Source organism: Bacillus sp. RK1064 (assembly GCF_051488405.1).
Lineage (GTDB): Bacteria > Bacillota > Bacilli > Bacillales > Bacillaceae > Bacillus.
On record NZ_JBPSCZ010000001.1, the window covers coordinates 2022328 to 2046559 of the forward strand.

Genomic DNA, 24232 nt, shown 5'->3' on the forward strand with positions numbered 1-24232 from the left:
GACGCTGGCCCATGAAGGTGCCGCGTCTTTTCTTATGCTATACAGTCGCCTCTTGCTCTTCTTTCACCGCTTTTTCAATATCTTTAAAACGGCTCGATACAGTAGACGCACTAATGCCATACTTTTTCGCTATTTGCGCTTGAGAAAGCGGTGCATCGCTTGCAAGTGAATGAATGTAATATTCGATTCCCGCAGCAAATGATGCCGCTTTACGGATTACAGGTGATTTCTGATCACAATAGGCTTTCCACACAGTTAAAGCGCCATCAGTCAGGCTTTGGTCCCCGTGTTCCTTCATTCCGTCTTCAATCAGCTTAGCTGTTTCCAGCTGAACATCACTTGCCCAGTCCATGCGATCTGCTGTTAGACCTGTATCGCCTTCTGTTTGAGCAGATGTTTCTGATTCTTCTACTTCTTGCTTCGCAAACATGCACTTCAGCACGTCAGGGAATGATTCTCTCATAAATGTGCTGCGCGTTCCTCCATTTGCCTCATATGCTTCAACAAGCTGACGAACTTGAAGAAGAAGCGTATCTGTAAACTCTTTTGCAAACATCGTATATTGAATGAAAAACTCTGCTTTTTCTTCAAATTGAACAGGGAATCCAAGCACGAGACTTCCTTTTTCAGGAAGCACTGTTTGATCAGGTTTTACATCTACTTCAACCTTCTCAGCTGTCACCATATTCTCAAAGTAAAGAGACTCGTCCGTTTTTTCATTTAATAAAAGCAAAGATGGTTCCATGTCTGTCCATGATTGAACCACTTGTTTTGTTTTCGGACGGGTAATATCCTCTGCTTTCTTTGTCAGGAATTCTTGGAAGATGGTTTCTTTCTGATCCGTTAATGGACGGAAGAAAATGCCCCATACACTTAAATGGAAAACTGAAATTTGTTGCGTTTCTTTATCCATATCTGCAAGGAAAGAAAACTCATTAATGAATTGATTAATGGCTCTCTGATGCTTAGAGAAAGCATAGTTCATTAAATCCTTTTGAACTTGTACAGCTTCCTTAAACACAAGCTCAGACGTTTGTTCTCCGCCTGACTTTTGACCACAGCAATGTTTATATTTTTTTCCGCTTCCGCATGGGCAGAGCGCATTTCGTTTAATTTTTCCCAAAATAAAACCTCCGACATTCTAGTCTAACCTCACTATTTTAACAAACGATTGCACAGGAGAGTTTTATTTTCAAGAAAAAAGAAAAATCAGAATGATCAGTTAAATAACAAAGGTACATGAAGATCACGACAGATCATAGGAATAGCAGTCTTTTTCTGTTTATTTTCTCCAATCATTCCAACAGTTTTTCTTCAGCTCATTCCTTCAAATAACTGCTTTGCTTCAAAATAAAAGATTTGAACAAACTTCTTCGTATTGACTCTGCCTGTCGATCCTGCGGATGAAGAGGTCTTCTGCATTTCTTTCATTCTTTGGCTGACATCGGTAAAGTCAAAAAACTTCGACGCATAGTGCTCAAACTTAGGATTCGAGAAATCTGTTAATCCTAGTGAAGCAAAATGATTCAAGGAATGATGAATAGCGCGTCTAATCCGCTGCTCTGCTGCTTTCACTTCTCTCATCACTTCGACATCGGTTGCCCCATCATCCAGCTTCCTCTCCGCTGTTTTGATAAAGAGTTGCTTTAGCGGCGGGAAATTGACCTCATGAGAATTGGCTGACTGTGTTTCATGTAAGTAGATCAGGATCTCTAGTAAATCCTTAGATCCGCTCTCTCCGACAATTCCCAGTTCGGATAAGAGAAATTCCCCTGCCTCTTTCATTGTCCTTTTTTTCGCCCCAGCACCCGTCGTATCATGAGAAATTACAGGCTCTAACGGCAGCACATGGCGAAGGGAAGCTTGAATATCATATATCGATTTCTCCAGCTTAATACGCTCCATGACTTTTCGAATCACACTGACGATCTCAATTCGATTGACAGGTTTATGAATATAATATTCGATCCCTAATTCATAGGCTTCTGCCATCATCTCTTTCGCCTCTACTTGGGAAATCATCATGATTTTACCTTTGAATTCAGGGTGAATATGACGAATCGTTTGAATGCCGTCTCTAGCAGGCATTAAAAGGTCAATCAGAAGGATGTCTATTTTTTTTAGGTTCAATGAATGTGCTTCTAATCCAACTCCGTCATCGGCTTCATCCACGACCTCTCCTAAATCTTCATCCTCAATGATTTGTCCTAAAATCGAGCGTATTGCACGATCATCATCTGCAATGAAAAACCGCATACACTCACCCTCTCTGTATTAAATTTTGTATAGGAAGGATTAGCTGAAAAGCTGTTCCCTTTGTTTCTCTTTGTTCGATTTTAATTTGACCGCCAAGCTCTTTAACCAACTCTTTCACATAGGATAATCCAATCCCAGTTGATGGTGTTCCATATGCATCAAATTTAGAAGTATAGCCTGGATCAAATACAATTTCTCTCATTTTTTCAGGAATCCCCGGGCCATCATCTTCAATCCGAATCTCTATTTTATCATGACTTCCTTTTAATACGAGTGAGATCATTCCAGTATCCTTTATGGCTTCAACCGCATTTGCCATTAAATTATTAATGAGCGATAAGAAAATGAACACATGGTAATCATGCAAATGAATGCCCCTTATATCAGATGTAAAAGAGATGTTTTTCCCTAGAGATAACGCATATTTCTCTTGAATGCGGATGACAATCTGAACCAGCTCTTCAGCCTTCATATAGTCTTGCATATTTTCCTTAGAAATCAGCTTCGAAAGACCAGCATAAATACGCTGATTGTCCTTTTTCACTTCATGGATTTCTCCTGCGAGCTTCAACAGCTCCTGACTCACTTTCTTGCCTGCTTCGTGTTCATGCAGCAGACGATAAAGTCTGTATGATTCTTGCGTAATATGCTCTGTATGTTTTAACGTTTTCTTTAAATGAACCGTTTCTTCATATAAATTTGAAATGACCATCATCATATGCTCATTTTGTTTCATGATCTGCTTCTCTCTTGATTGTGCCTCGTACAGCTTCATCATATTAAAAAAGCTGATCACCACAAAGCTGTGAGCAAACGCAATGAGAAACATATCACTCAGCTTTGATAATGTCATCGTCGTATCAAACACTAAAAATTGTACAAACAGCTCAACAAAATCAGCTACTAATTCGATCATGAGACCAATGATCCCAATAAAAATAGAGCGCTGTTTAAAACGTCCCGTACGGACGGCAAAAAACAGGAAAGCATATGTAAAATAGAAGAAGAAACTTGGGAATTGCTGATAAAATGATGCAGCCAGTCCAGCATTATGCTGAATCAGATCTAAGCCTACTCGAAAAAGCACAATGGCTGCGCCTGTTAAAAACCCAGGCAAAAACGGTCTAGATTTCCTTAAGAGTAATAAACAAAAGAAAAACGCAGGTGCGCCAAAGCTGATCCGGAACGTCTCATTCACAGGATAAAACTTCAGTTCTCCTGCAAGCGGCACAATAACCACCATAAAAATTAAAATGAATGCGTCTTTTTTGACAAGCTGGTTTAAACTCAAATGACTGACATCCCTTCCCCTTTTTGCATAGCCACAGTATACAAGGAGACTCTTTTCTTCACAATGTGCAAAAAAATAATTTTCACGGCTCCTTCTTTCCCCAAAATCCTTTTTTATGACTATTCTCCGAGACGGCATGGTGACCTTTCAGCTATTCAGCGTTTTGGTGATTGTCTACAATAATGGGAATTGTTTAGACAATCATCGACAAACCGATTTTTATTTGTAAGTTTTTCTGTAGATTTTCGTCAGATTGTGTAGTTTCCAAGATAAATTAAATGAACAATTTTAGTGAAACTATATGTAAGCGTTTTCTGAATTTTCACTAAAAACCCTTTTTGTTTTTTCGCCGCCAAAGCCTTCAATTGAACATATATTTAGGTGTAAAGGAGTGGTACAAGCAGCGCATGACAAGTTCTTTGAAGATGTGTAACATGTTTTCGTGCCTATTTGATCGCATTTTTTGTCATCCGCCAATTCAATAGGGTACTTTTTGATTTTTGATTGGAGGAATCGTATGAAAACAGCAATTTCTAATAATACACAACACGCATGCCAGTCTTCTGTTGATCAATGGGCAGAAGAAATACGTCCGTATTACAAAAACGGGCAGAATGCTGGCTACATTCCAGCACTCGGAAAAGTGAATTCCTCTCAACTTGGTATCAGCGTGATAGGCCCAGATGGATCATCTGTACGATATGGTGATTGGGACGTTCCCTTTACCCTGCAAAGTATCTCAAAAGTCATCAGCTTTATAGCTGCCTGTTTAGGAAGAGGCGTTCCTTACGTCTTGGACCGGGTAGATGTAGAGCCAACTGGTGATGCATTTAATTCCATCTACCGCCTTGAGATGCATAAACCGGGGAAGCCCTTTAATCCAATGATTAATGCTGGAGCTATTACCGTATCCTCCATCCTTCCCGGAAAGACTTCTACAGAAAAGCTAGCATATATTTTCGATTTAATCGAAAACTTAATAGGAAAGCGTCCATCTGTTAATGAAGAGGTTTATCAATCAGAATGGGCAACTGCGCACCGCAACCGTGCTCTTGCTTATTACTTAAAAGAAACCAATTACTTAGAATCAGATGTCGAAGAGACATTAGAAGTGTATTTAAAGCAATGTTCCATCGAGGTCACAACAGAGGACATCGCCTTGATTGGACTGATTATTTCAAGTGATGGCTACCATCCCTTTAAACAGGTCCAAGTCATACCAAAGGATATCGCAAGACTAACAAAGGCATTGATGCTGACATGCGGCATGTATAATGCATCTGGTAATTTTGCTGCTTTCGTAGGCGTTCCAGCCAAAAGTGGTGTGTCTGGAGGAATTATGGCTTGCGTTCCGCCAAGCGCAAGAAGAGAATTCCCATTTCAGACAGGCTGCGGAATTGGTATTTATGGTCCAGCCATTGACGATTGCGGAAATAGTATTACCGGTGTCATGATGCTGAAAAAGCTCGCCAAAGAGTGGGATCTCAGTATTTTTTAAAATGAACAGTCATGAATTCGAAGAGGTGATGTTATGAACGAAAAAGCTTTGCTATCTTATTTAACAAATACAAATGATTTTATTTGGACTTATATTGTGATTGCTCTGTTACTTGGAGTAGGGGTCTACTTCACATATAGAACACGCTTCCTGCAAGTGAGAATGATTAAAGAAATGGTGCGTGTCCTGAAAGAAGGAAGAAAAGAAAAAGAGGGGATATCACCGTTCCAAGCATTTGCCATCAGTATGGCGGCACGTGTAGGAACAGGGAATATCACAGGGATTGCTATCGCCATTGCAATTGGTGGACCTGGGGCAATTTTTTGGATGTGGATCGTAGCCATTATCGGTTCTGCCTCAAGCTTTGTTGAAAGTACATTAGCCCAAGTGTATAAAGTGAAAGATAAAACAGGATTCCGGGGTGGACCTGCTTATTACATGGAAAAAGGGTTAAACAAGCGCTGGATGGGAATTTTATTTGCGATCCTAATTACAATTTCTTTTGGAATCGTCTTTAATGCGGTTCAATCAAATACGATCACCGTCGCTTTTGAAAACTCCTTTGGATTAGACCGTTTAACAGTCGGTATTGTAATGGCTGTTATTTTTGCAGCAATCATTTTCAAGGGAATCCAAGCCATTGCAAAAGCTTCTGAATACATTGTCGTTGTACTGGCTCTAGCTTATATCGGAATTGCATTCTTTGTTATTGTGACAAATATCACTGAACTTCCTGGTGTCATCAGTACGATTGTGAAACATGCCTTCGGGTTTGAACAGTTCGCTGGCGGAACACTAGGCGGGGCATTATTACAAGGGATTAAACGCGGTCTCTTCTCAAATGAGGCTGGTATGGGTAGTGCACCTAACGCAGCAGCAACAGCCGTGACAAGTCACCCTGTAAAACAAGGGTTGATCCAGGCATTTGGCGTATTAACAGATACGTTAATTATTTGTACGAGCACAGCCTTCCTTGTCCTATTCTCTGATGCGTACAAAACAACGAACCTGCAAGGAATTGAATTAACACAGGCTTCACTCAGTCAGCACATTGGGCCATGGGCCTCTGGATTCCTTGCTATCATGATTTTCCTATTCGCCTTTAGTACATTGATCGGTAACTATTACTATGGTGAAACGAACATTGAATTCCTTGGTGCCAACAAAATTTGGCTTAACATCTATCGAATTGCCGTTATTGGAATGGTTCTTTTCGGTGCAGTTGCAACTGTTCCTCTCGTTTGGGGTCTAGCCGATCTCTTCATGGGACTCATGGTCATCGTCAACCTCATCGCCATTACCATGCTGTCTAAGGTCGCCTTTGCAGCATTGAAGGATTATACGAGACAGAAACAAGAAGGCAAGGACCCTGTCTTCTATAAAAATGCCGTTCCAAACAATGAGAAAATTGAATGCTGGGACGACGAACCTGCTTCGTTGAAAAAGAATCAAATCGGATAAATAAAAAAAGCTCTGGTCCTCTGATCAGAGCTTTTTTCTTTAGTTCAAAAATTCGAGTATGAGTTTGTTCACCACTTCTGGCTTTTCATGATTGATCCAATGAGAAGCATCATCGACAAAAATCAGCTGACCATTTGGGCAAATCTTCATCGTTTCCTTCGCCAGCTTTCTGCTTAAAAACTTGTCCTCCATCCCCCAGATCATGCGAACAGGTACTAAAATGCGTTTTGATATCGGCTTTTCAAAGCCGCCCTTTTTGATGGCGCGGTACCAATTCAGCATTGAGGTCATGGCACCTGGCTGCGTCCAAGCCAGCTTGTAGCTTAATACATCTTCCTTCGTGAACAAATGTGGTCTTGCAGTCAATCCAATGGCTTCATCCAGCTTTTGAAAGTGATTTTCCTGAAGTGCTGCCTCTGGCACATTTGGAAGCTGAAAGAAAGCGATATAGGAGCTCTTCTTCCACTGCGGGGGATAAAACGGAAGAACCTTCATCATGACCCGCGGATGCGGCATGTTGACAATGATTAATTTCTCTACATATTGAGAACGTGTGGATGCCAAATGCCAAGCAACAGCTCCTCCCCAATCATGACCTCCCACAATCGCCTTTTGATTCGGACTAAGCGTCTTAATCAGCCCTACGATATCATCTCTCAGTTGATCTAATACGTAGGATTCGATTCCTTCCGGCTTATCACTTAAATGGTAGCCCCTTTGATCAGGAACGACGACACGATAGCCTGCCTCAGCCAGGGGCATGATTTGGTTCTTCCAGCCGTACCAGAACTCAGGAAACCCGTGCAGCAGTACAAGCAGCGGGCCATCCTCAGGTCCAGCCATTGCTGTGTGAAGTGTTACACCATTTGTTTGGATCGATTGAAATTCAATTTGCTCCATCCCTTTGCCACCCTTCTCCTTGTTCTTTTATTCTTCCAACATAGCATATTTTCCATTTTTCAGAAAATAAAAACACTCCCAAAAAAACCTTCACGATGGTGAAGGTCTTAGAATTTTGACCAAGGATCCTTGAACAGCGAATTGGTGCCTTATTGCGAAAGAAACAGAGAAGATATGTATTTGTGCTAAATGACTAAATAACTAAAAAAGCAGACTCTAATCAGTCTGCTTTTTTTACGATTTTTATTTATCTAGAGAATATTTTTCTATTGCTTCTTTTGGAGATATTTCTTCATCAAATGAAAGATAACGACAATACACTTCACTTAAGTGAAGTGGTTCTTCTTCTAAATTGTCTACAAGTTCAAATATATCTAGGATTGCTACTAATTTTTTTGTTGTTTGTCCGTAATCCCCATTTCCAAATGTTTCTTCTGGAAAACTTTTTTCTATAATTTTTTTAACTTCATCTTGATCTTTTGCTTTGATTAATACGATTCTTTCTTCAAATATCTTATCAGGTCTAACTTTGGGAGACGGTATGGATTCAAACAATAATTTTGCTGAAAAGAGATCATACATAGATTTATCACCTTTTAATTATTTTTTCTTTTTAAATCTGTTATCAGTTAAAAGTTTTTTAGCTGTTCTTGCTTTTTTGATACCCTTTTTTGCATCTTTATTAATTTGATCAATGGTTTTATTTAGATATTCTGTTGGAAATTCACCTCTTATTTTTCCTTTTCTGTTTTTTGAGATGAATTCATTTGCTGTCATTTTGTGATGTTTAACAACTTGAGCTTCCCAAGAGTTTGAAGAAAATATCATACCACCTACAATGACAGCCCCAGTTGCTAATACTGCGACTTGTCCTAATCCTGGAATAAAGAAGAAAGGGATCGGAATTGCAAATTTTGTTTCTGCAAGTTGATCATGATTTATTTCTCCTTCAGAGGATACTAAATCATTTGGGTTAATCACAATATTTTCGTTTTCTGTTGCCTTTGCTGGTGCTTGTAAAACAAAAGTAAATACAGATAGTTGAGGTTGCTGTGTCCACAATCATTTTTTATTTTTATATCATTGCATGATCTTTATTTAGCTCTTTGTCTTCATCTATTTCATATAATTCAGCACCCAGATCAACCCATTTTTGCGGTCCTGTACTTGTCCGTGAAGTGCACCAAAGAACGTATCCTGTAATTCGACCAGTACATCTCCGTCAGCTTCTAGCGCTTCATATACTGCCTTTAGTTCTTCTTCATTGTCAAACTGCATAATCAATCTGAGATTCTCGGGCTTTTGTGTGCGGCCAAACGTATCTGAAAAGTGAAGCAATGATTCTCCAAGGTGAAGTTCCGCATGCAGCACACGGTCTTGATGTTCATTTAAAATATGAATATCTCCGCCAAAAATTCCTTGATAATATTGAAGAGATTCCTTCACATCGTCTACCACAATATAAGGACTAACGCTAATCATACCCTTCATCCTCCTCTTGTCCGTCCATCTTCTCTTTTATAGCTTATCCCAAATCGTATGAAAAAAGGCACAAATCGTCAACGGATTTGCACCTTTTTCTCATGAAGCTTTCGCTAATTCACTATGTTTGTTTGAATACGCTGCGTACATGACGACACCGATTAACAGCCAAACACCAAAGTAAAGCCACGTCCGGCCTGGTAAGTTGAGCATAAGGAACAAGCAGCAGCCCATTGAGATAATCGGCAAGACCGGCACAAATGGAACCCGGAATCCCCTCTCAAGCTGCTGATGTGTCTTTCTCAAAATGAGCACAGATAAACTCACCATTGCAAACGTCAATAAAGCACCGATATTCGCTAAATTGGACAAGTCCTTTAAATCAATAAACCCTGAAATAACAGCTGTCATGCCGCCAATCATCCATATGCTTGCAACAGGCGTATCGCTTTTGTTTGTTTTCGAAAACACTTTAGGCAAAAGTCCATCTCGTCCCATCGCATAAGCAATTCGAGTTGCTGCATAATTATTGGCGAAAATCACAGCCATCAATCCAATGACCGCACCGACAGAAATAATACCGGCTACGCTATTTTGATGTACACTTTGCAGCACATAGGACATAGCCTCTGTGACATTCAGTTTTGTATAGTGCACCATGCCTGTCATGATCAAACAAACGACAATGTAAATGATCGTGCAAATGAGTAATGAGCCGATAATACCAATCGGCAGATTCCGCTGCGGATTTTTTACCTCTTCCGCAGAAGCAGAAATCGCATCAAATCCTAAAAAGGCAAAAAACACAGCAGCAGCACCGGCAATGACGCCTTCTGCACCAAACGGCATGAACGGCTGCCAATTGGCTGGCTGTACATAAAAACCGCCTACTACAATGAAAAGAACAATAATACCGAGTTTCACAAACACCATGATATTATTGAATTTTTTACTTTCCTTCGTTCCTCTAGATAAGATCCACGCAATCAGTAAGGCAATGATAATGGCTGGCAGATTCATGTATCCGCCTTGTTCTGGCCCCGCTAAAAATTGATGGGGAATCGAAATGCCAAACCCCTCAAGCAAGCTGTTGAAATAACTCGACCAGCCACTGGCGACAGCTGAAGCAGTCAGCATATAAACGGACAATAAAGTCCATCCCATCAGATGCCCGACAAGCTCACCCATCGTTGTATATGAATAAATGTACGCACTGCCGAATACAGGCAGCGCTGAAGCCATTTCTGCATAGCAAAGTGCTGCCAAACTGCACACAATCGCTGCAATGGCAAAGGAGAAAATGACAGCCGGTCCTGCATCCTTAGCCGCTGTAATTCCGGTTAACACCATGACCCCCGTGCCGATCACTGCCCCTATACCAAGGAGCGTGAGATCGAGCCCGCCCAGCGTTCTCTTTACCTTTTGCTGCCTGCTCTGTTCTAACAAATCGTGAATGTGTTTCTTACGAAGAATATGTCGCAAACCCTTTCCCTCCAAAACGTTAGAAAAACAAAAAATCACTCAAATTTCATTATAGCAGAATAGGTACTACGCATTCACAACCAATTCACGTAAATCTTTCTTCATGATTTTACCAAGCTTGTTTTTTGGCAGCTCCTGTGTGAAATGAATGGAGGGCACTTTGTAATCTGCCAAACGTTCCTGGCAATAGTTCACCACATCTTCTTCGCAAAAATCGACGGAATCGTCTTTTACGATATACGCACTTGGCACTTCACCATATAATTCGTCTGGTACCCCGATGACAGCTGATTCAATCACACCTGGAATTTGATCAATGACCTCTTCTACTTGGTCAGGATAGATATTATCCCCGCCGTACAGAATCACATCTTTGTATCTGCCAGTAATGAAAAGAAAACCGTCTTCATCTAGATAGCCTGCATCCCCCATATGGAACCAGCCATTTTTCAGCACCTTCTCAGTAGCGTCAGGCTGATGATAGTAGCCTAGGAAATAAAATGGACTTCTCATGACGACTTCGCCAATTTCTCCTGCTGGCAATGTCTCCTCTGTCTCAGGATGCACGATTTTCACATCTACATCCGCATCCACTTTACCGGCAGAGCCCATTTTATCCTCACCCATCGCTGGATGCCACGCACTGACAATCCATGCTTCCGTACTTCCATAGCCATGCATCATCTGAATGCCTGCTTCTTTGTAATCTTTAATTAAGCGTACCGGCACCTTCGTACCGCCAGAAATCGCAATTTCAAAAGATGAGAGATCGTACGAACCGCGTTTCATTTCTTCTAGCATGTACGTGTAAGCTGATGGGAAAGCCATCATGAACGTAATTCTTTCTTTCTCAATCGTTTCTAAAATGCGTTTCGGTGTTGCATCATGTAAGAAGACAAGCGTATACCCTTCAATCGCAGCTGCGATCAGATGATTAATTGAACTCATATGATACAGCGGATGACTCGCCAAGTACCGTTTTCCTTTCAGATCAAATCCTCGATTCCCATGTCTTGTTAAAAATTGATAAATTCGTCCATGCCCGACCATACAGCCCTTTGGATTGCCCGTTGTTCCAGAAGTGAATAAAATCATCGCTAAATCCTCTTCTGATACCTCATCAGCAAGATGACTTCCATCATTTGAAGCCAAAATGTCTTCAAACAGCTGGGTTGTTTTCGCATTGGCACCGGATTCCACCATCAGACAATCTTCTAAAGACACATTCACTGCCGCAATGATGTCACGGAATTCACGGTCAAAAAATAAAGCCTTTGGCTCTGCTTTTTTCAAAATACCTTCCAGCTCAAAAGAAGTAAGCTGCCAGCTAAGCGGAACTGCGACTGCACCTGCTTTGATGGCTGCCAGCATAATCGTTGAAAAGTGATGATGGTTTTGACAAATAAAGCAAACGCGGTCTCCTTTTCGAATCCCCTTTTGATATAAGTAATGAGCGAGCTGGTCAATGCGTTTTGCATATTCTTCAAATGTATAAGACACACCCCCGCCAGTTACCGCTTCAATTTGTGAAGAGCGTTCCATTCTGTCGTTAAGTAATGCCTGTAAAGTATTCAATATCTTCATCTCCAAACGTTTGATTTACAATAGCCAATTTCCAGTGAATGGGGTTGGCAGATTTTATCTCATTCACATTCTAAAATAAAACCAGCTGAAAGTAAAATCATTTCATTTTGGAATTGTTCTTTATATTAATTGATAATATAGGTAATTTTATAGCCGTCTTCCATTTTGGTTTAAATGATGATAACTATTATGATAAGATAGACCTAGTAATTGATCGGAAAATGCGAACGCAATAGGAAAAGAGGTATGGAGAATGCAACATTTCGAGCTAGAGGCAAGTTTATTAGACCATGCGCTGACAAAGTATTTAAAGGCGACGAAGCAAATAGATGAAGAGAACATCCCGAAAAACGTCACGAATGTGAAAGGGTTTATTTTACGCATCATTTATCGCCATCAAACATGTACTGTGAAAAATATTCTGCAGGAAGTTTCATTATCTCCCTCTGCAACAACAACCGCTCTCAATCACTTAGAAGATGAAGGGCTGATTATCCGCTCTCGAAATAATAATGACCGCCGTACTGTATGGATTACACTCTCTGAATCAGGTGAACAAATCGCAAAACAAATGATCGACAACCGCCAGCTGCTTGTCAATCAGCTGTTCAACCATCTTTCAGAAGAAGATAAAAAAACATTTTTTGAATTAATCGAAAAAATGATGGACGAGCACACATTAAAGGCTTAGGAAACCTCCTAAGCCTTTGTCTTCTTTTCAGCGTGATAGAAAACCTTTGCTGTCTAGGAAGGACGAGTACCGGAGCGGAGCGAATTTACATTCGTGAGCACCGGAATGCAGACCTGACACCGAATGCGAGGGTTTGTCTACTTGCTGAGACTTAGGAATATTCCTAAGCCTTCTTTTTATGGCTTTAAGATGACCTTTATACAATCATCCTTCTTTTCATTAAATATGTGATACGCATGAGCGGCATCATCTAACGGCAATTGGTGTGTGATGATCGCTCTAGGATCAATTTCACCGGCTGTCACTTTTTGATAGAGTTTTGACATGTAGCCTCTCGCCGGAGCCTGTCCCATTTTCAGTGTGACGTTTCTTGCGAAAAAGGCACCTAATGGGAACATATTGTATAGTCCGCCGTACACACCCGTCATCTGCACCGTTCCACATTTACGGACGGCTTTTGTAGCAATTTGAATCGGTCCGATCGTTCCACCTTGCAGCTTGAGTTTCTGCTCAATTTTTTCAAGCGGTGACTTCTTCCCGTCCATTCCCACACAATCGATCACAACATCGGCTCCACCCTTGGTGAGCTCCTTTAACGTTTCTCCCATGTCGGGATCTTCTGTAAAATCAAATACTTCTACGCCGCTCATCCGTTTTGCATGTCGCAGACGGTAATCAATGTAATCGACCGCAATCACACGTTCTGCCCCTTTTTGCCATGCAAATTGCTGCGCCATTAACCCAACAGGTCCACAGCCTAACACAATGACCGTATCACCTTTTTTCACACCTGCGTGCTCCACGCTCCAATAGGCAGTTGGAAGAACATCCGATAAGAACAGTAATTGTTCATCCTCCAGCTCACAATCATCTGGGATCTTAAACGGGGTGTAATTTCCAAAAGGCACGCGTAAATACTCTGCCTGTCCTCCAGGATAATTCCCATATTTCTCACTATATCCAAAAAGCCCACCCGAATCGTAGTGCGGGTTTGAGTTGTCGCATTGGCTTTCTAAGTGATGATGACAATATTGGCATTGACCACATGCAACGGTAAATGGAATAACGACACGATCTCCCTTTTTTACTACCGTGACATCCGGTCCAACTTCCTCCACAATCCCCATTGGCTCATGCCCAATCACATAGCCGATTGGAAGCGGGAAGTTCCCCTGATACAAATGTAAATCAGATCCACAAATTGCTGTTGATGTAATTCGTATGATCACATCTTCCCGATCTTGAATAGATGGCGCATCTACTTTCTTCACTGCAATGCTATTTTTCCCTTGGTAAGTAACAGCTCTCACATGCATTTCCTCCTTTAGCGAAAATCATCTGTACATAGCTTCACCTTGAATGAATGGTTCATTCATCAAATGAGAGATTTATAAGGAGGAGCCAAAAAATAAGAAAGGCCCGTCGATAGGTTCGACAGGCGCTTATTCAATCATGTGTAACGCGTTACATATTTATCCTTTTTCGACAAAAACCAAATCATATTGAGATGAAGTCTCTCGATCGATCATCAAGTTCCCTTCTTGAATAAAATAAGGACATATACTCGGGCTTTGTGATTCTTCAAACTGCTCATACAACTGCTCAATCTTTCCAGGGAGCAGTAAAAGCAAAAATTTATTAGAATGGGAAACGAATTCATAAGAATGAATCGTATCCGGCGGTATATAGGCAAAATCACCCGGCATCAGGCAAATATCCTCTCCGTTCAATTGAAGGTTCATTTTTCCTTCAACGCAATAGAGTGCTTCTGTATGTACTTGATGATAATGCGGAGGAAAATACTTTCCCTTCGCGCCTTCAATCACAAAATGGCTGAACCCGCCTCCAGTTGTTTCTGTTGTTGCGATCAGCTCATGAAGCTGACCATCCACGATATATTGCTTCCCTTCACCAGCCTCTAATACATAGGGCTGCACCGCCTGAGGGAGCTGACTATGAAATAAAACGGAGGGCTTGGTTGTATTTGATAGCTGCCGGATACCATGCATCAATATGAGATCGCTTTCTTTTTCAGCTTGTTCAAAGCTGGCTGCATCGAAAGCATGATCAGTCATCAGCCATTCGTTCTGCTGAAGCCTCTTCCCAATTTGCTGATAGACATCTGTCATTTGTCCGCCCAACGTATATGAAATAAACCTTGTTTTGTGACTATGCATTCTGTAGCCATGAATCGTTTTAGGCGGGATATGAATATAATCGAAGGCTGTGACCATATATTTTTTACCGTCCAGTATCACTTCAAGCTTTCCTTCCAGCACGAAAATGGTTTCAAATAAGTGCTCATGACAATGAAGTGGAAAATAAGCCCCTTTCCCACCTGTGATTAAGACAAGCTCAAACAGCTGATTCGTTTGATTTGCTTCTGCCAGCACATGAACAAGCTGATTTTCAAGCCCATACAGCTTCCCTGAACCAGACACGGTATAAAAATAGGTATCTTCGGATTGCTTGATTGATTGCGGTTGCTCCGACATCCCATCACTCCTCATGACTAATTGACTATCTTTATTATATAGACCAATTGATATAATAGATAGACAATATGCGAGAGATTTTACTCTTCTCGCATAAATAAGTGTCTAAGGTAACACTTTACGTGTTCTAACGGGGTCGTTTGTTTGAGTGCTGTGGTCATCGATAGACCCCCAATCACCATTGAATGAAGGAGAGAAGCCAGCTCATCCGCTTTGTTTTCTTCATATCCGCTGTTCATTAGCTTTTCTTTCACAAGCTCTTGCCAGCGGATCATTTCTTGTTTGCATGCAGCATGAAGCTGCGTATGTTCTGGCTTGGATTCTGCCGCCAGCAAGACAATCGGAATCCCTCTTTCACTTTCTTGCTCCATAAATCCCCGAATGATGTTTGTCATAAAACGGTCGATGGCGATATAAGGGTCATCCGAATAGGCAAAACTTTCTTCAATTCGATCGATGACCTTTTGACTAATATATTCAACGGCTGCTATGGCTAGCTCTTCTTTTCCGTTTGGAAAGTAATAATAAAGAGATCCTTTAGGCGTGCCGCTCTCTCTAATGATTTGATTCAATCCTGTCGCATGATACCCCTGTTTTCGTAAAAGAAGTGCAGCCGTTTGAATGATTCTGTCCTTCGTACTCACGTGTGACACTCCTTTCCCTCCATAGACAAATGTCGTTTCAACGTATGATTTGATTTGTTCCTTTCCAAATCGAGGATGTCTCCATTTCTGCTGCAAGCCGAAGCAGCCAGTCCTCTTTTCCCTTTGGTGCTGTCACCTGTACCCCTAAAGGCATGCCCGCTTCAGTGAGATGAACAGGAACACTCATAGAAGGCTGACCCGTTAAGTTGGCAAGCTGTGTAAATGGTGTGTAGGTCAGACTCTTTAAGAACATGTCATAAATGAGATCCTGCTGCGCTTGCATTGAGAGGGATGACACACGTAAAAGTTCAGTGATTTCCTCTTTCGAATGCATCAGCTCACCAATCCTTGGAGCTGAATAGGCAGTAGCTGGTGTCACAAAAAGATCGTACGTTTGATGAAATGATGCCATTTGTGCAGCCGCCATATCCCACGCATCAAGACTTTCTGTATAAGCAGCAGCGGTCACATTCTTGCCAGCCTCCGCCAGCACCCATGCGACGATGTCCGTTTCCTCCGGATTGACTGGACGTCCTAATGAACGAGCCAAGGACGTGAATAATGCAGACATTTCTCCGCTGTTCATGACGTAGTATTGCTGCATCAGATGGATCCCGTCAATTGCCGGCTTCGCTTCTTCTACTTGGTGCCCTTGGTCACTCAGCCATTTCACTGTTTGCTGAACCGCCTGCTTCGCTTCCTCACTAACCTTCGTACCTACTGGAGATTCTATACTGTAAGCAATTCGCATAGAAGATGTACGTTTCACTAGATCTTCTTGATAGCTGCCGTCGTATAACGGCGTTTGGAAAGCCGCTTCAGGCTGAATGACTTGAAGCAGATCAAGAAGGGCTGCACTGTCCCGCACTGTTTTTGTGAGTGTAAAATCAATGGAAGCCCCCTGCCACTGCCTTCCTGCGCCTGGTCCTACTGGCGTTCTTCCTCTCGTTGGCTTGAGACCGAACAAACCTGTAAAGGATGCTGGAATCCGAATGGACCCACCGCCATCACTTGCTCCACCAGCCGGTACGATGCCGCTTGCAACAGCTGCTGCCGTCCCGCCGCTTGAACCGCCAGGGGAATAGTCAGGATGCCAAGGGTTCCTCGTTGGACCATGTAAAGAAGGTTCTGTTACATTCCTTAAACCGAATTCTGGTGTGTTTGTATGCCCCATCATGAGAAATCCAGCCTGCTTCAATCGATGGACAAAGTGGGAGTCCGTTTTTGCCTTTACATCCTTTAACAATGCAGCACCTGCTGTCAGCGGTTCATTTTCCATCCCTTGCGATATATTTTTCAGTACAAATGGAACGCCCGCAAACGGCTGATTCGTATGTAATGTCTTGATTTCTTTTAATACTTGATCTTGTCTTGTCTGAATCACCGCATTTAGTTCAGGATTGACCTCATTCAATCTAGCAAATGCAGCCTGTACAAGCTCGTCTGGCGTTACCTGCTTATTCCGTACAAGTGCTGCCAAGCCAGTCGCATCATACGTCATATACTCTTTTACGTTCATCAGCATGTCCTACTTTCTCTTATTATGATCTCTCTATTGTCTACTAGATTTGTATGAATTTCAATTTCAGGTTACTTGTAAAAAAACTTTCTGACAAACAATATGATTCTTCTAACCATCCTTCTCATTTCTCCGATATAATAGAGAAAAAAAGACGGAGGTCATCGTATGCAAGGGGCTATCGCCTTGAAAAAGAAAATCGTCGTAGTCATCGCGTTTCTTCTTGCGTTGACAACTGCCTTGCCTTACCATTCGCAGGCAGCTGCACCGCCAAAAGAAACAGATGTCATCATCGTCTATAAAAACCAAAAAGGAAAGCAAACGGCTATTGAAGAAAGTGAAAAAGTGAACGCACAGTACATACATCTTCCCGCTGTCGCTGTGACAGCAGATGAACAAGCCGTCACTTCACTCAAAAAAGACCCAAACATTGCATATGTGTCAAAAAACGTAAAGGTCAAACTCGCTTCTTCTACCATGAAAAAAACTGCTGCCGCTACGAATCAGGATGCATTGGTTCAAAAATCTTACAACCTGCAAAAGCTGAATGTAAAGAAAGCGATCAAAGAAGGCGTCACAGGTAAAAATGTGAAAGTAGCCGTTTTAGATACTGGTATTTTTCCACATGAGGATTTAAAGGTATCGGGCGGTAAATCATTTGTGAACTACACATCTTCCTATAAAGATGATGAAGGACACGGCACACATGTTGCGGGCACGATTGGTGCGATCAATAACGATTACGGCACAGTCGGCGTCGCTTCTGGCGCGAAGCTGTATGCTGTGAAAGTGTTAGATAAAAAGGGAGAAGGCGACCTGTACAGTCTGCTTCGAGGCATCGATTGGGCCATTAGCAATAAGATGGATATTATGAATTTAAGTCTAGGTTTTGAAGACAATATCCCCATCTTGCGTTCAGCAGTGGATGAAGCATACAAAAAAGGACTGCTTGTGGTCGCTGCAAGCGGAAATGATGGGAAGAAGAATCATATCAGCTACCCTGCCGCTTACAATAGCGTCATTGCTGTTTCCGCAACCACTGACAAAGACAAACTCGCGTCTATCTCAAATACAGGGAAAGGCATCGAATTTTCTGCCCCTGGCGAGAACGTCATCAGCACTTATTTAAAAAATGAATATTGGTATGCAACGGGTACATCACAAGCTGCACCGCATGTCACAGGGATGCTGGCGCTGTTGAAGCAGCTTCATCCGAAGAAAACAAATGCACAGCTTCGCACCTTATTGCGCAGCTATACAGTGGATCTTGGCGCAAAAGGAAAGGATCCACAATTCGGCTATGGCCGCGTGCAATATGTACCGCAATCCACCTTTTTAAAGGCTGCGACCAGCGCTGTCAAAAAAGCCGAAACATCTAAAAAGCAGGCAGATGTCAATCAAGCCAAAACGAGAATTGGCCGACTCACTGCAAGTAAACAAAAAACAGCACTCACCGAACGGGTGAAAAAGGTACAAGGAACCATTGATATCCGTTCCGCACGTTCAAAGGTTCAAACAGCCGAAAAAAACAAAACACAAGGCGCCATTAAAAGCGCCCAAACGGCTATCAAAAAGCTAAACAAAGGCAAAGAAAAAACAAGCCTGCAAAACCGGCTCGACAAAGTCAAAAAACAGGTCGCCTATCAAAAGAAAGTGACAGACGCCAAACAAAAGGTGAAAAAAGCGGAAGCCAAACGGACAAAGAAAACAAAAGCAGCGGCTCAAACCGCTGTCAAACAGCTAAAAGCTTCCAAAACGAAAACCAACTTACAGAAACGATTAAACCGTATCAAGGTTTGACAGAAAAAAACGATTCCTCGCCTGAAAGGAATCGTTTTTTCTATTTCAACATCGGCTCAAACAAGCTGTGATGATATTTTCCTTCGGCATCTGCCCTCACTTGATCGAGTATGCTTTCTAACGAAGCCATCACACCCTCTAATGCCTGGCGCACTGAACCTTGTTCAAAAGCCGCTAAACTCTCCGGCAATTCATCTTCATCCAACACAAAGAAATGACCATTCGGCAGAACGAGAAGATCAATAATGAGGTCTTCAAATATGACCAGCTGGCCGTTGAACCATGTATTCCCCACAATATTAAAATAAGACCCAAGTTCCTTCCCTTGATCATCTCTCCAGAAGTAAATATTGTAAGGTCGATCCTTCCAATAATAGGCGGTCGTATAGCTCCCTTTTGGAATGGTCAGAGCACCATCACCTGCCCTCATCGTAAACGTGTCTTCGATCTTGTGAAACAGCACAGCCTGCTGCTCCTGTGCGTCTAACAGCTGACAAGTATATTCCACGACCTTCTGATCGTATTTGATTTTCCTCTCGATTACTTCATCCCAACGATCCGCATGTAGCGAAAACAACATGTCACAACTCCCTCTGCATCTAGTTTCTCTCTTTCCAGTATACACCGATTTTTTTTGAAGAAATAAAGGGTTGCTGCATTTACTTATGGAAGACTTATGATGAGATGAAATAAATGAACGGAATCACGATTCTTGAAAACCTTACAGAGCTTGGACAAATCATCCTCTTTTTATGAAGCTATGCCTTTTATTGACGGCTGGTGAAAACGAAGAGAGAACGAAAGCTGTCCCTGAAGGACTTGCTCTTCCTTTTATTACGAGTGAAGTGATGAACCAGCCGGCTATTCTTTTTGGATAACATATTGATAGCTCTTGACATGCGTCCCATTTTGATTCACAAATTCTTTATCTAGTGCACGCTCAAAGCCCATTCTTTCATATAGACGAATGGCAGCCTGCATTTTATCAGATGTATGAAGATACAGGACATTTTCGCCCCATGATTGCGTAAGTTCAATACTTTTACGTAATAATGACTCTGCAATTCCTTTTCCCCTAACATCGGGATCTACTCCTAAAAACCGGACGATGGCTGATGTAATGCCCATTTCGGGTTTGTCATACGCTTGCTCTGATGACCGGAACATTTGAAGCGTCCCCACGACCTTGCCTTCAAGCTCCGCCACAAGCATCAGCTCCATGTTCGGATTATCTACAGCTGCTGCAAGCGCAGCAGAATAATTTTGCCAGCCTTCCTCTGTAAATTGAGGCTCATACTGTGAATAGGATTTGATTAGTACATGCCTGACCGCTTCATGATCTTCTTTGACTGCTTGACGAATGATCAGCTCTTGCTGCTTCATGTCAGCACCTCCTGTTGTTTATTGCTAGATATACGTATCATGCAAATACTGCATGTCGATGACCTTGTTCTTTTCTCTACTCATTCAATGTAAAGAGTCTCATTCGAAAGATCAATCATTTTGCACGGAATCATCTTTGAAAATTTCCATTGAAAAGGAACGCTTGATTCATTATGCTGTTTTGAGGAAGTATACGAGGAGTGTAGTGATCATATGAGTTCTTTATCTTATCCCCAAGAATCGAAAAAAAATCGATTTCTCCTTGCTGCATTGCTTGGGTCTTTAACAGCCCTTGCACCGCTTGCAATGGATATGTATTTACCTGCTTTGCCTAATATTGCGCGTGATTTTGAAGCAAGCACGGCTTTGTCCCAATTAAGTCTTATGGCTTGTCTTATTGGACTGGCGCTTGGACAGCTGATTGCAGGTCCTATTAGTGATACGATCGGCAGAAGAAAACCGCTGATGATCGGCTTAATCATTTTTATAGCCTCATCACTTTTATGTACGGTGGTCACATCGATTTGGATGTTCATCCTCTTAAGATTGATTCAAGGGCTCGCTGGTTCAGCTGGCATTGTCATTGCACGAGCCATTGTGCGAGATCATTATGAAGGATCAGAAATGACGAAATTCTTTGCACTGCTGATGTTGGTCAACGGGGTTGCTCCGGCAGCGGCACCTATTGTGGGCGGACAGATTTTACGCTTTACAACATGGCAGGGTGTATTTGTTCTACTAGGAATTCTCGGGGCCTTGATGCTGCTGAGATCCATTTTTTCACTACAAGAAAGTTTACCTGTGGAGCGCAGACAGACTGGGGGCTTTCAACAGATTGTTGGTGCCATGAAAATTTTAGCGAGTGATCGTCTCTTTGTTGGGTATGCCCTCTCGCAGGGTCTTGTATTCGCAGCGATGTTTGCCTATATTTCTGGCTCACCGTTTGTGCTCCAGGATCTTTTCCACCTTTCTCCACAAGGATTTAGTGCTGCCTTTGCGGTGAATAGTCTTGGCATCATCACGGCTGGACAAGTATTTGCCCGTGTCGCTGTAAAAATCGGCGAAGAGAAAGTTCTTCGCATTGGATTGCTGACAGCTGCCTTAGGCGGCGTCTCCTTATTTTTGATGATCTCCATTGATGCAGGGTTGTATGGCATTCTCATTCCATTGTTTTTTGTTGTCTCAAGCGTCGGAATTGTCGGTACGTCCGCGCCGTCTCTTGCGATGCAGCATCACGGAGCGCATGCAGGAAGTGCAGCTGCCCTCATCGGGGTGGCACAAATGCTGCTAGGCGCATGCATGACACCTCTTGTCGGACTAGCGGGAAGCCAAACAGCCTTTCCAATGGGCCTGATCATTATGCTTTGTGACCTAGGTGCACTTTGCTGTTATTTCTTCTTTGTGGCCCGAGCAACAAAAAGACCCGCATAAGCGGGTTTTTTTAGTTCATTATAGCGCGTTGCTACCAATTGATGGTGCGGAACACGTTGTTCTCTTTTTTTGTGTGATATGCGTCTGGATCAAAACCTGATAGCCCAAACCCAATCGCCGTTACAATGCCTCCTACAACTGTGAAGATCATGCCCCATTTAAAGCATTGCTTTTTGAATTCATTCACGTTCATATTCTCACGACCTTCTTTCTAAACATTCCCATGAATGCCTTAGTGGTTTGAACAGTCATTTGCACAAATAACTTTGTCAAATACACCGTGGCAATTCCGCATAATAATCCGACACCTAATAGAAGAATACCCACTCCAACCTGCGTCACCACCACATGCAAACCGTCCTGAAAAATAAATGGAGAACCAATGATGCTCCAAAAACCTCCGAGCAGACCAGTGAGCGTCAATGCACCTGTGACGAGCGGAACGCACCAAACCACCATATAGACAGAAAGAATCAGCAGAATGACCGTTGCTAAAATACTTCCCCATAACGGAAAGCCCAAAATGAGAATGGAAAGCCTTGTAGCTTTTTCTCCGAACGTCGGCACCTGAGCAGTTTTGATTCCTTGTTCCTTCATAATCCCCTCAGCGATGATTGAAGGCTGACCCACTTGATGAACAGCTTCCTGTTCGCTATAGCCATCTTCCTGATAATCCTCGATCATTTCATCGTAATATTCGATGAACCGATCACTTTCTTTTTCGCCTAGACGATGCAGGTGCTTCTCTAAGCTGGCTAAAAATTCTTTTTTATTCATTGCCCTGTCCTCCAGAAATAAAGTCGTAAATCGCCATCACTTGATCCCATTCCGCTAAAAACTGCGCCATATGCTCACGGCCGCTATTTGTCATTCGGTAGTACTTTCTTAATCGACTGTTATGTTCCTGGGAATAGGTCTCCACATAGTTGTTTTGCTCTAACCGCTTTAATATCGGATATAATGTCGATTCTGAAATCTCAATACAATGGGACATATCTTTAATAATTTGATAACCATAGGAATCGCCTTTCTTTAATACCGCCAGTACACAGAATTCCAGCAAACCTTTTTTTAATTGTGCATTCATAATTACAACTCCTAACCATTTATACTATACAATACATAGTATAATGTGACAAGAGGTATAGAGCATAAAAAAAGACCCGGTTAAGGTCTTTTCAGGTTTATATATTCACAAATCCTTCTCCGAACACATCACGCACGTCATGGACAACAACGAATGCGTCTCGATCAATTTTCTTGATGATTTTCTTTAGGCGCATGAGCTCTTGCTTTTGAATGACTGCGTAGAGAATCTCCTTCGATTCCTTTGAATAATGACCGCGTCCGTTTAAAATCGTCACGCCTCGATCCAAAGTGTGATTGATTTCTTCAGCAATATCATCTTTGCATGAAGAAATAATCGTTACTGCCTTTTTCGTGTTAAGCCCTTCTATCACAAAGTCCATCACCTTTGTTGCCACGTACAGCATCACAATGGTGAACATTAATTTTTCCGCACCAATAATAAAGTAGGAAGCAAATACGACGATCAGATCAAAGAACAAGATGGCATAGCTCACGTTCCAGTCTAAATACTTGTTGGCAATTCTTCCGAGTATGGCAGAACCCGCCGTTGTACCGCCTGCTCTTAGCACAAGACCAATTCCAATACCGATGATAATTCCTGCGAAAATCGCTCCAATGATCAATTCATGTACATTCACGACCCATGTTGTGGTCAGGTGTAAAAATAGGGAGTTACTTGCGACGGCAACCACAGTATAAATCGTCGTCTTCTTGTCCAAATATTTATACCCCACAAGCAGCAGGATGGCATTAAACACCAGGTTCGTCAGCCATGGTGCAATTTCAAACAAATAATAGAAAATGATGGACAGCCCCGTTACACCGCCTTCACCAAATTCAAGTGGAATGACAAACATGTTCACTGCTGCAGCAAATAAAAAAGAACCAATCAGAATCATAGCCAAATCTTTTACACATTTTTTCAATTTCTTCTTTCCTCCTTTTCTAAGCATATAAAAAACCCTCTTTCTGCACGAAAGAAGACAGTCGTTGGACAAAATAAAAATCAAAAGACAGCGCCTTTTGATGAAGCTTTCTGAAATGAGCCTTTCCATAATATATATCTCTTTTTAGAGGCTGTCAATGACTTGGTTTTCTATTATTTTGACTGCATCTTTATGCACCGAAACCCGCATGTTTTCAAGGTTTTTCCGCGATATCATGCTTTTTCCTCTCCTTGACAAAAACACTTTAGTCATTTAAACTACTGCCTCATATCATATCCA

At 42.0% G+C, this 24232-nt stretch carries 24 protein-coding genes; 5 read left to right on the forward strand and 19 right to left on the reverse strand.

Annotation, left to right across the window (positions count from 1 at the left end; genetic code table 11):
• Nucleotides 1–37: 37 nt before the first annotated feature.
• From ACSSTM_RS10275 to ACSSTM_RS10285, 3 genes are all read right to left on the reverse strand, one after another.
• Complete coding sequence (locus tag ACSSTM_RS10275; protein ID WP_034664274.1) at nucleotides 38–1123, reverse strand: SEC-C metal-binding domain-containing protein; 1086 nt, start codon at nucleotides 1121–1123, stop codon at nucleotides 38–40.
• Between the two features lie 191 nt (nucleotides 1124–1314).
• Entirely contained in the window at nucleotides 1315–2256 is a 942-nt protein-coding gene (locus ACSSTM_RS10280) for a response regulator (RefSeq protein ID WP_095285925.1), read from the reverse strand.
• A 4-nt stretch (nucleotides 2257–2260) separates the two neighbouring features.
• Nucleotides 2261–3547, reverse strand: a complete 1287-nt coding sequence (locus ACSSTM_RS10285) for an ATP-binding protein (RefSeq protein WP_095285924.1) — start codon at nucleotides 3545–3547, stop codon at nucleotides 2261–2263.
• A 517-nt stretch (nucleotides 3548–4064) separates the two neighbouring features.
• Here ACSSTM_RS10285 and ACSSTM_RS10290 point away from each other — a divergent pair.
• Together ACSSTM_RS10290 and ACSSTM_RS10295 are read left to right on the forward strand one after the other, a co-directional pair.
• Entirely contained in the window at nucleotides 4065–5045 is a 981-nt protein-coding gene (locus tag ACSSTM_RS10290) for a glutaminase (protein WP_012008818.1), read from the forward strand.
• Nucleotides 5046–5078: 33 nt separating this feature from the next.
• The gene (locus tag ACSSTM_RS10295) at nucleotides 5079–6506 is read left to right on the forward strand and encodes an alanine/glycine:cation symporter family protein (protein WP_309416210.1); all 1428 of its coding nucleotides are present in this window, start codon (nucleotides 5079–5081) and stop codon (nucleotides 6504–6506) included.
• 39 nt (nucleotides 6507–6545) lie between these two features.
• Here the strand turns inward: ACSSTM_RS10295 and ACSSTM_RS10300 are convergent, their stop codons facing one another.
• The 6 genes from ACSSTM_RS10300 to ACSSTM_RS10325 all read right to left on the reverse strand — a co-directional run bounded on the left by ACSSTM_RS10300 (nucleotide 6546) and on the right by ACSSTM_RS10325 (nucleotide 11945).
• Entirely contained in the window at nucleotides 6546–7406 is an 861-nt protein-coding gene (locus ACSSTM_RS10300; protein WP_034664282.1) for an alpha/beta fold hydrolase, read from the reverse strand.
• A 243-nt stretch (nucleotides 7407–7649) separates the two neighbouring features.
• Nucleotides 7650–7988: a DUF4288 domain-containing protein gene (locus tag ACSSTM_RS10305; RefSeq protein WP_034664284.1), complete on the reverse strand. Its 339-nt coding sequence runs from the start codon at nucleotides 7986–7988 to the stop codon at nucleotides 7650–7652.
• Nucleotides 7989–8006: 18 nt separating this feature from the next.
• The gene (locus tag ACSSTM_RS10310; RefSeq protein WP_095285922.1) at nucleotides 8007–8468 is read right to left on the reverse strand and encodes a hypothetical protein; all 462 of its coding nucleotides are present in this window, start codon (nucleotides 8466–8468) and stop codon (nucleotides 8007–8009) included.
• A gap of 54 nt (nucleotides 8469–8522) precedes the next feature.
• The gene (locus ACSSTM_RS10315) at nucleotides 8523–8888 is read right to left on the reverse strand and encodes a VOC family protein (RefSeq protein ID WP_034664286.1); all 366 of its coding nucleotides are present in this window, start codon (nucleotides 8886–8888) and stop codon (nucleotides 8523–8525) included.
• 99 nt (nucleotides 8889–8987) lie between these two features.
• A complete protein-coding gene (locus tag ACSSTM_RS10320; protein WP_034664289.1) occupies nucleotides 8988–10370 on the reverse strand; it encodes an amino acid permease in 1383 nt (460 codons plus the stop codon).
• Between the two features lie 66 nt (nucleotides 10371–10436).
• Nucleotides 10437–11945 (reverse strand): class I adenylate-forming enzyme family protein, encoded by a 1509-nt coding sequence (locus tag ACSSTM_RS10325; RefSeq protein ID WP_034664291.1) that lies wholly within the window; start codon nucleotides 11943–11945, stop codon nucleotides 10437–10439.
• Between the two features lie 262 nt (nucleotides 11946–12207).
• Here ACSSTM_RS10325 and ACSSTM_RS10330 point away from each other — a divergent pair, with 262 nt between their 5' ends.
• The gene (locus ACSSTM_RS10330; RefSeq protein WP_034664294.1) at nucleotides 12208–12645 is read left to right on the forward strand and encodes a MarR family winged helix-turn-helix transcriptional regulator; all 438 of its coding nucleotides are present in this window, start codon (nucleotides 12208–12210) and stop codon (nucleotides 12643–12645) included.
• A gap of 176 nt (nucleotides 12646–12821) precedes the next feature.
• On the opposite strand, the gene ACSSTM_RS10335 is transcribed toward ACSSTM_RS10330, so the two are convergent.
• The 4 genes from ACSSTM_RS10335 to ACSSTM_RS10350 form a co-directional block, all read right to left on the reverse strand.
• A complete protein-coding gene (locus ACSSTM_RS10335) occupies nucleotides 12822–13955 on the reverse strand; it encodes a zinc-dependent alcohol dehydrogenase (RefSeq protein ID WP_034664297.1) in 1134 nt (377 codons plus the stop codon).
• 162 nt (nucleotides 13956–14117) lie between these two features.
• Nucleotides 14118–15140 carry a quercetin 2,3-dioxygenase gene (locus tag ACSSTM_RS10340; protein WP_034664300.1) on the reverse strand — a complete coding sequence of 341 codons (1023 nt, stop codon included), beginning with the start codon at nucleotides 15138–15140 and terminating at the stop codon, nucleotides 14118–14120.
• An 80-nt stretch (nucleotides 15141–15220) separates the two neighbouring features.
• Complete coding sequence (locus ACSSTM_RS10345) at nucleotides 15221–15784, reverse strand: TetR/AcrR family transcriptional regulator (protein ID WP_034664477.1); 564 nt, start codon at nucleotides 15782–15784, stop codon at nucleotides 15221–15223.
• A 37-nt stretch (nucleotides 15785–15821) separates the two neighbouring features.
• Nucleotides 15822–17303 carry an amidase gene (locus ACSSTM_RS10350; protein WP_034664479.1) on the reverse strand — a complete coding sequence of 494 codons (1482 nt, stop codon included), beginning with the start codon at nucleotides 17301–17303 and terminating at the stop codon, nucleotides 15822–15824.
• Between the two features lie 168 nt (nucleotides 17304–17471).
• On the opposite strand from ACSSTM_RS10350, the gene ACSSTM_RS10355 reads away from it, so the two are divergent.
• A complete protein-coding gene (locus tag ACSSTM_RS10355; RefSeq protein WP_034664303.1) occupies nucleotides 17472–19103 on the forward strand; it encodes a S8 family peptidase in 1632 nt (543 codons plus the stop codon).
• 40 nt (nucleotides 19104–19143) lie between these two features.
• Here ACSSTM_RS10355 and ACSSTM_RS10360 read toward each other — a convergent pair whose 3' ends face one another.
• Together ACSSTM_RS10360 and ACSSTM_RS10365 are read right to left on the reverse strand one after the other, a co-directional pair.
• Nucleotides 19144–19683 carry a DUF402 domain-containing protein gene (locus ACSSTM_RS10360; protein WP_106037053.1) on the reverse strand — a complete coding sequence of 180 codons (540 nt, stop codon included), beginning with the start codon at nucleotides 19681–19683 and terminating at the stop codon, nucleotides 19144–19146.
• Nucleotides 19684–19964: 281 nt separating this feature from the next.
• Nucleotides 19965–20486: a GNAT family N-acetyltransferase gene (locus tag ACSSTM_RS10365; RefSeq protein ID WP_437404162.1), complete on the reverse strand. Its 522-nt coding sequence runs from the start codon at nucleotides 20484–20486 to the stop codon at nucleotides 19965–19967.
• 213 nt (nucleotides 20487–20699) lie between these two features.
• Here ACSSTM_RS10365 and ACSSTM_RS10370 point away from each other — a divergent pair, with 213 nt between their 5' ends.
• Nucleotides 20700–21917, forward strand: a complete 1218-nt coding sequence (locus ACSSTM_RS10370) for a multidrug effflux MFS transporter (protein ID WP_034664307.1) — start codon at nucleotides 20700–20702, stop codon at nucleotides 21915–21917.
• A gap of 31 nt (nucleotides 21918–21948) precedes the next feature.
• On the opposite strand, the gene ACSSTM_RS10375 is transcribed toward ACSSTM_RS10370, so the two are convergent.
• The 4 genes from ACSSTM_RS10375 to ACSSTM_RS10390 all read right to left on the reverse strand — a co-directional run bounded on the left by ACSSTM_RS10375 (nucleotide 21949) and on the right by ACSSTM_RS10390 (nucleotide 23932).
• Complete coding sequence (locus ACSSTM_RS10375; protein ID WP_164847186.1) at nucleotides 21949–22110, reverse strand: hypothetical protein; 162 nt, start codon at nucleotides 22108–22110, stop codon at nucleotides 21949–21951.
• Complete coding sequence (locus tag ACSSTM_RS10380; RefSeq protein ID WP_034664308.1) at nucleotides 22107–22694, reverse strand: DUF1700 domain-containing protein; 588 nt, start codon at nucleotides 22692–22694, stop codon at nucleotides 22107–22109. The genes ACSSTM_RS10375 and ACSSTM_RS10380 overlap by 4 nt, the downstream gene beginning before the upstream one ends.
• Entirely contained in the window at nucleotides 22687–23004 is a 318-nt protein-coding gene (locus ACSSTM_RS10385) for a PadR family transcriptional regulator (protein WP_034664309.1), read from the reverse strand. The genes ACSSTM_RS10380 and ACSSTM_RS10385 overlap by 8 nt, the downstream gene beginning before the upstream one ends.
• A gap of 97 nt (nucleotides 23005–23101) precedes the next feature.
• On the reverse strand, nucleotides 23102–23932 hold the full coding sequence (locus tag ACSSTM_RS10390; RefSeq protein WP_034664484.1) for a YitT family protein: 831 nt from the start codon (nucleotides 23930–23932) through the stop codon (nucleotides 23102–23104).
• Nucleotides 23933–24232: the final 300 nt, after the last annotated feature.

Bases quoted from the DNA above. Each gene is read 5' to 3' on its own strand.
- ACSSTM_RS10370 (WP_034664307.1), top strand. From the start codon at position 20,700: ATGAGTTCTTTATCTTATCCCCAAGAATCGAAAAAAAATCGATTTCTC.
- ACSSTM_RS10380 (WP_034664308.1), bottom strand. From the start codon at position 22,694: ATGAATAAAAAAGAATTTTTAGCCAGCTTAGAGAAGCACCTGCATCGT.
- ACSSTM_RS10360 (WP_106037053.1), bottom strand. From the start codon at position 19,683: ATGTTGTTTTCGCTACATGCGGATCGTTGGGATGAAGTAATCGAGAGG.
- ACSSTM_RS10340 (WP_034664300.1), bottom strand. From the start codon at position 15,140: ATGTCGGAGCAACCGCAATCAATCAAGCAATCCGAAGATACCTATTTT.
- ACSSTM_RS10290 (WP_012008818.1), top strand. From the start codon at position 4,065: ATGAAAACAGCAATTTCTAATAATACACAACACGCATGCCAGTCTTCT.
- ACSSTM_RS10315 (WP_034664286.1), bottom strand. From the start codon at position 8,888: ATGATTAGCGTTAGTCCTTATATTGTGGTAGACGATGTGAAGGAATCT.
- ACSSTM_RS10375 (WP_164847186.1), bottom strand. From the start codon at position 22,110: ATGAACGTGAATGAATTCAAAAAGCAATGCTTTAAATGGGGCATGATC.
- ACSSTM_RS10295 (WP_309416210.1), top strand. From the start codon at position 5,079: ATGAACGAAAAAGCTTTGCTATCTTATTTAACAAATACAAATGATTTT.
- ACSSTM_RS10280 (WP_095285925.1), bottom strand. From the start codon at position 2,256: ATGCGGTTTTTCATTGCAGATGATGATCGTGCAATACGCTCGATTTTA.
- ACSSTM_RS10385 (WP_034664309.1), bottom strand. From the start codon at position 23,004: ATGAATGCACAATTAAAAAAAGGTTTGCTGGAATTCTGTGTACTGGCG.
- ACSSTM_RS10365 (WP_437404162.1), bottom strand. From the start codon at position 20,486: ATGAAGCAGCAAGAGCTGATCATTCGTCAAGCAGTCAAAGAAGATCAT.
- ACSSTM_RS10355 (WP_034664303.1), top strand. From the start codon at position 17,472: ATGCAAGGGGCTATCGCCTTGAAAAAGAAAATCGTCGTAGTCATCGCG.
- ACSSTM_RS10300 (WP_034664282.1), bottom strand. From the start codon at position 7,406: ATGGAGCAAATTGAATTTCAATCGATCCAAACAAATGGTGTAACACTT.
- ACSSTM_RS10305 (WP_034664284.1), bottom strand. From the start codon at position 7,988: ATGTATGATCTCTTTTCAGCAAAATTATTGTTTGAATCCATACCGTCT.
- ACSSTM_RS10330 (WP_034664294.1), top strand. From the start codon at position 12,208: ATGCAACATTTCGAGCTAGAGGCAAGTTTATTAGACCATGCGCTGACA.
- ACSSTM_RS10350 (WP_034664479.1), bottom strand. From the start codon at position 17,303: ATGAACGTAAAAGAGTATATGACGTATGATGCGACTGGCTTGGCAGCA.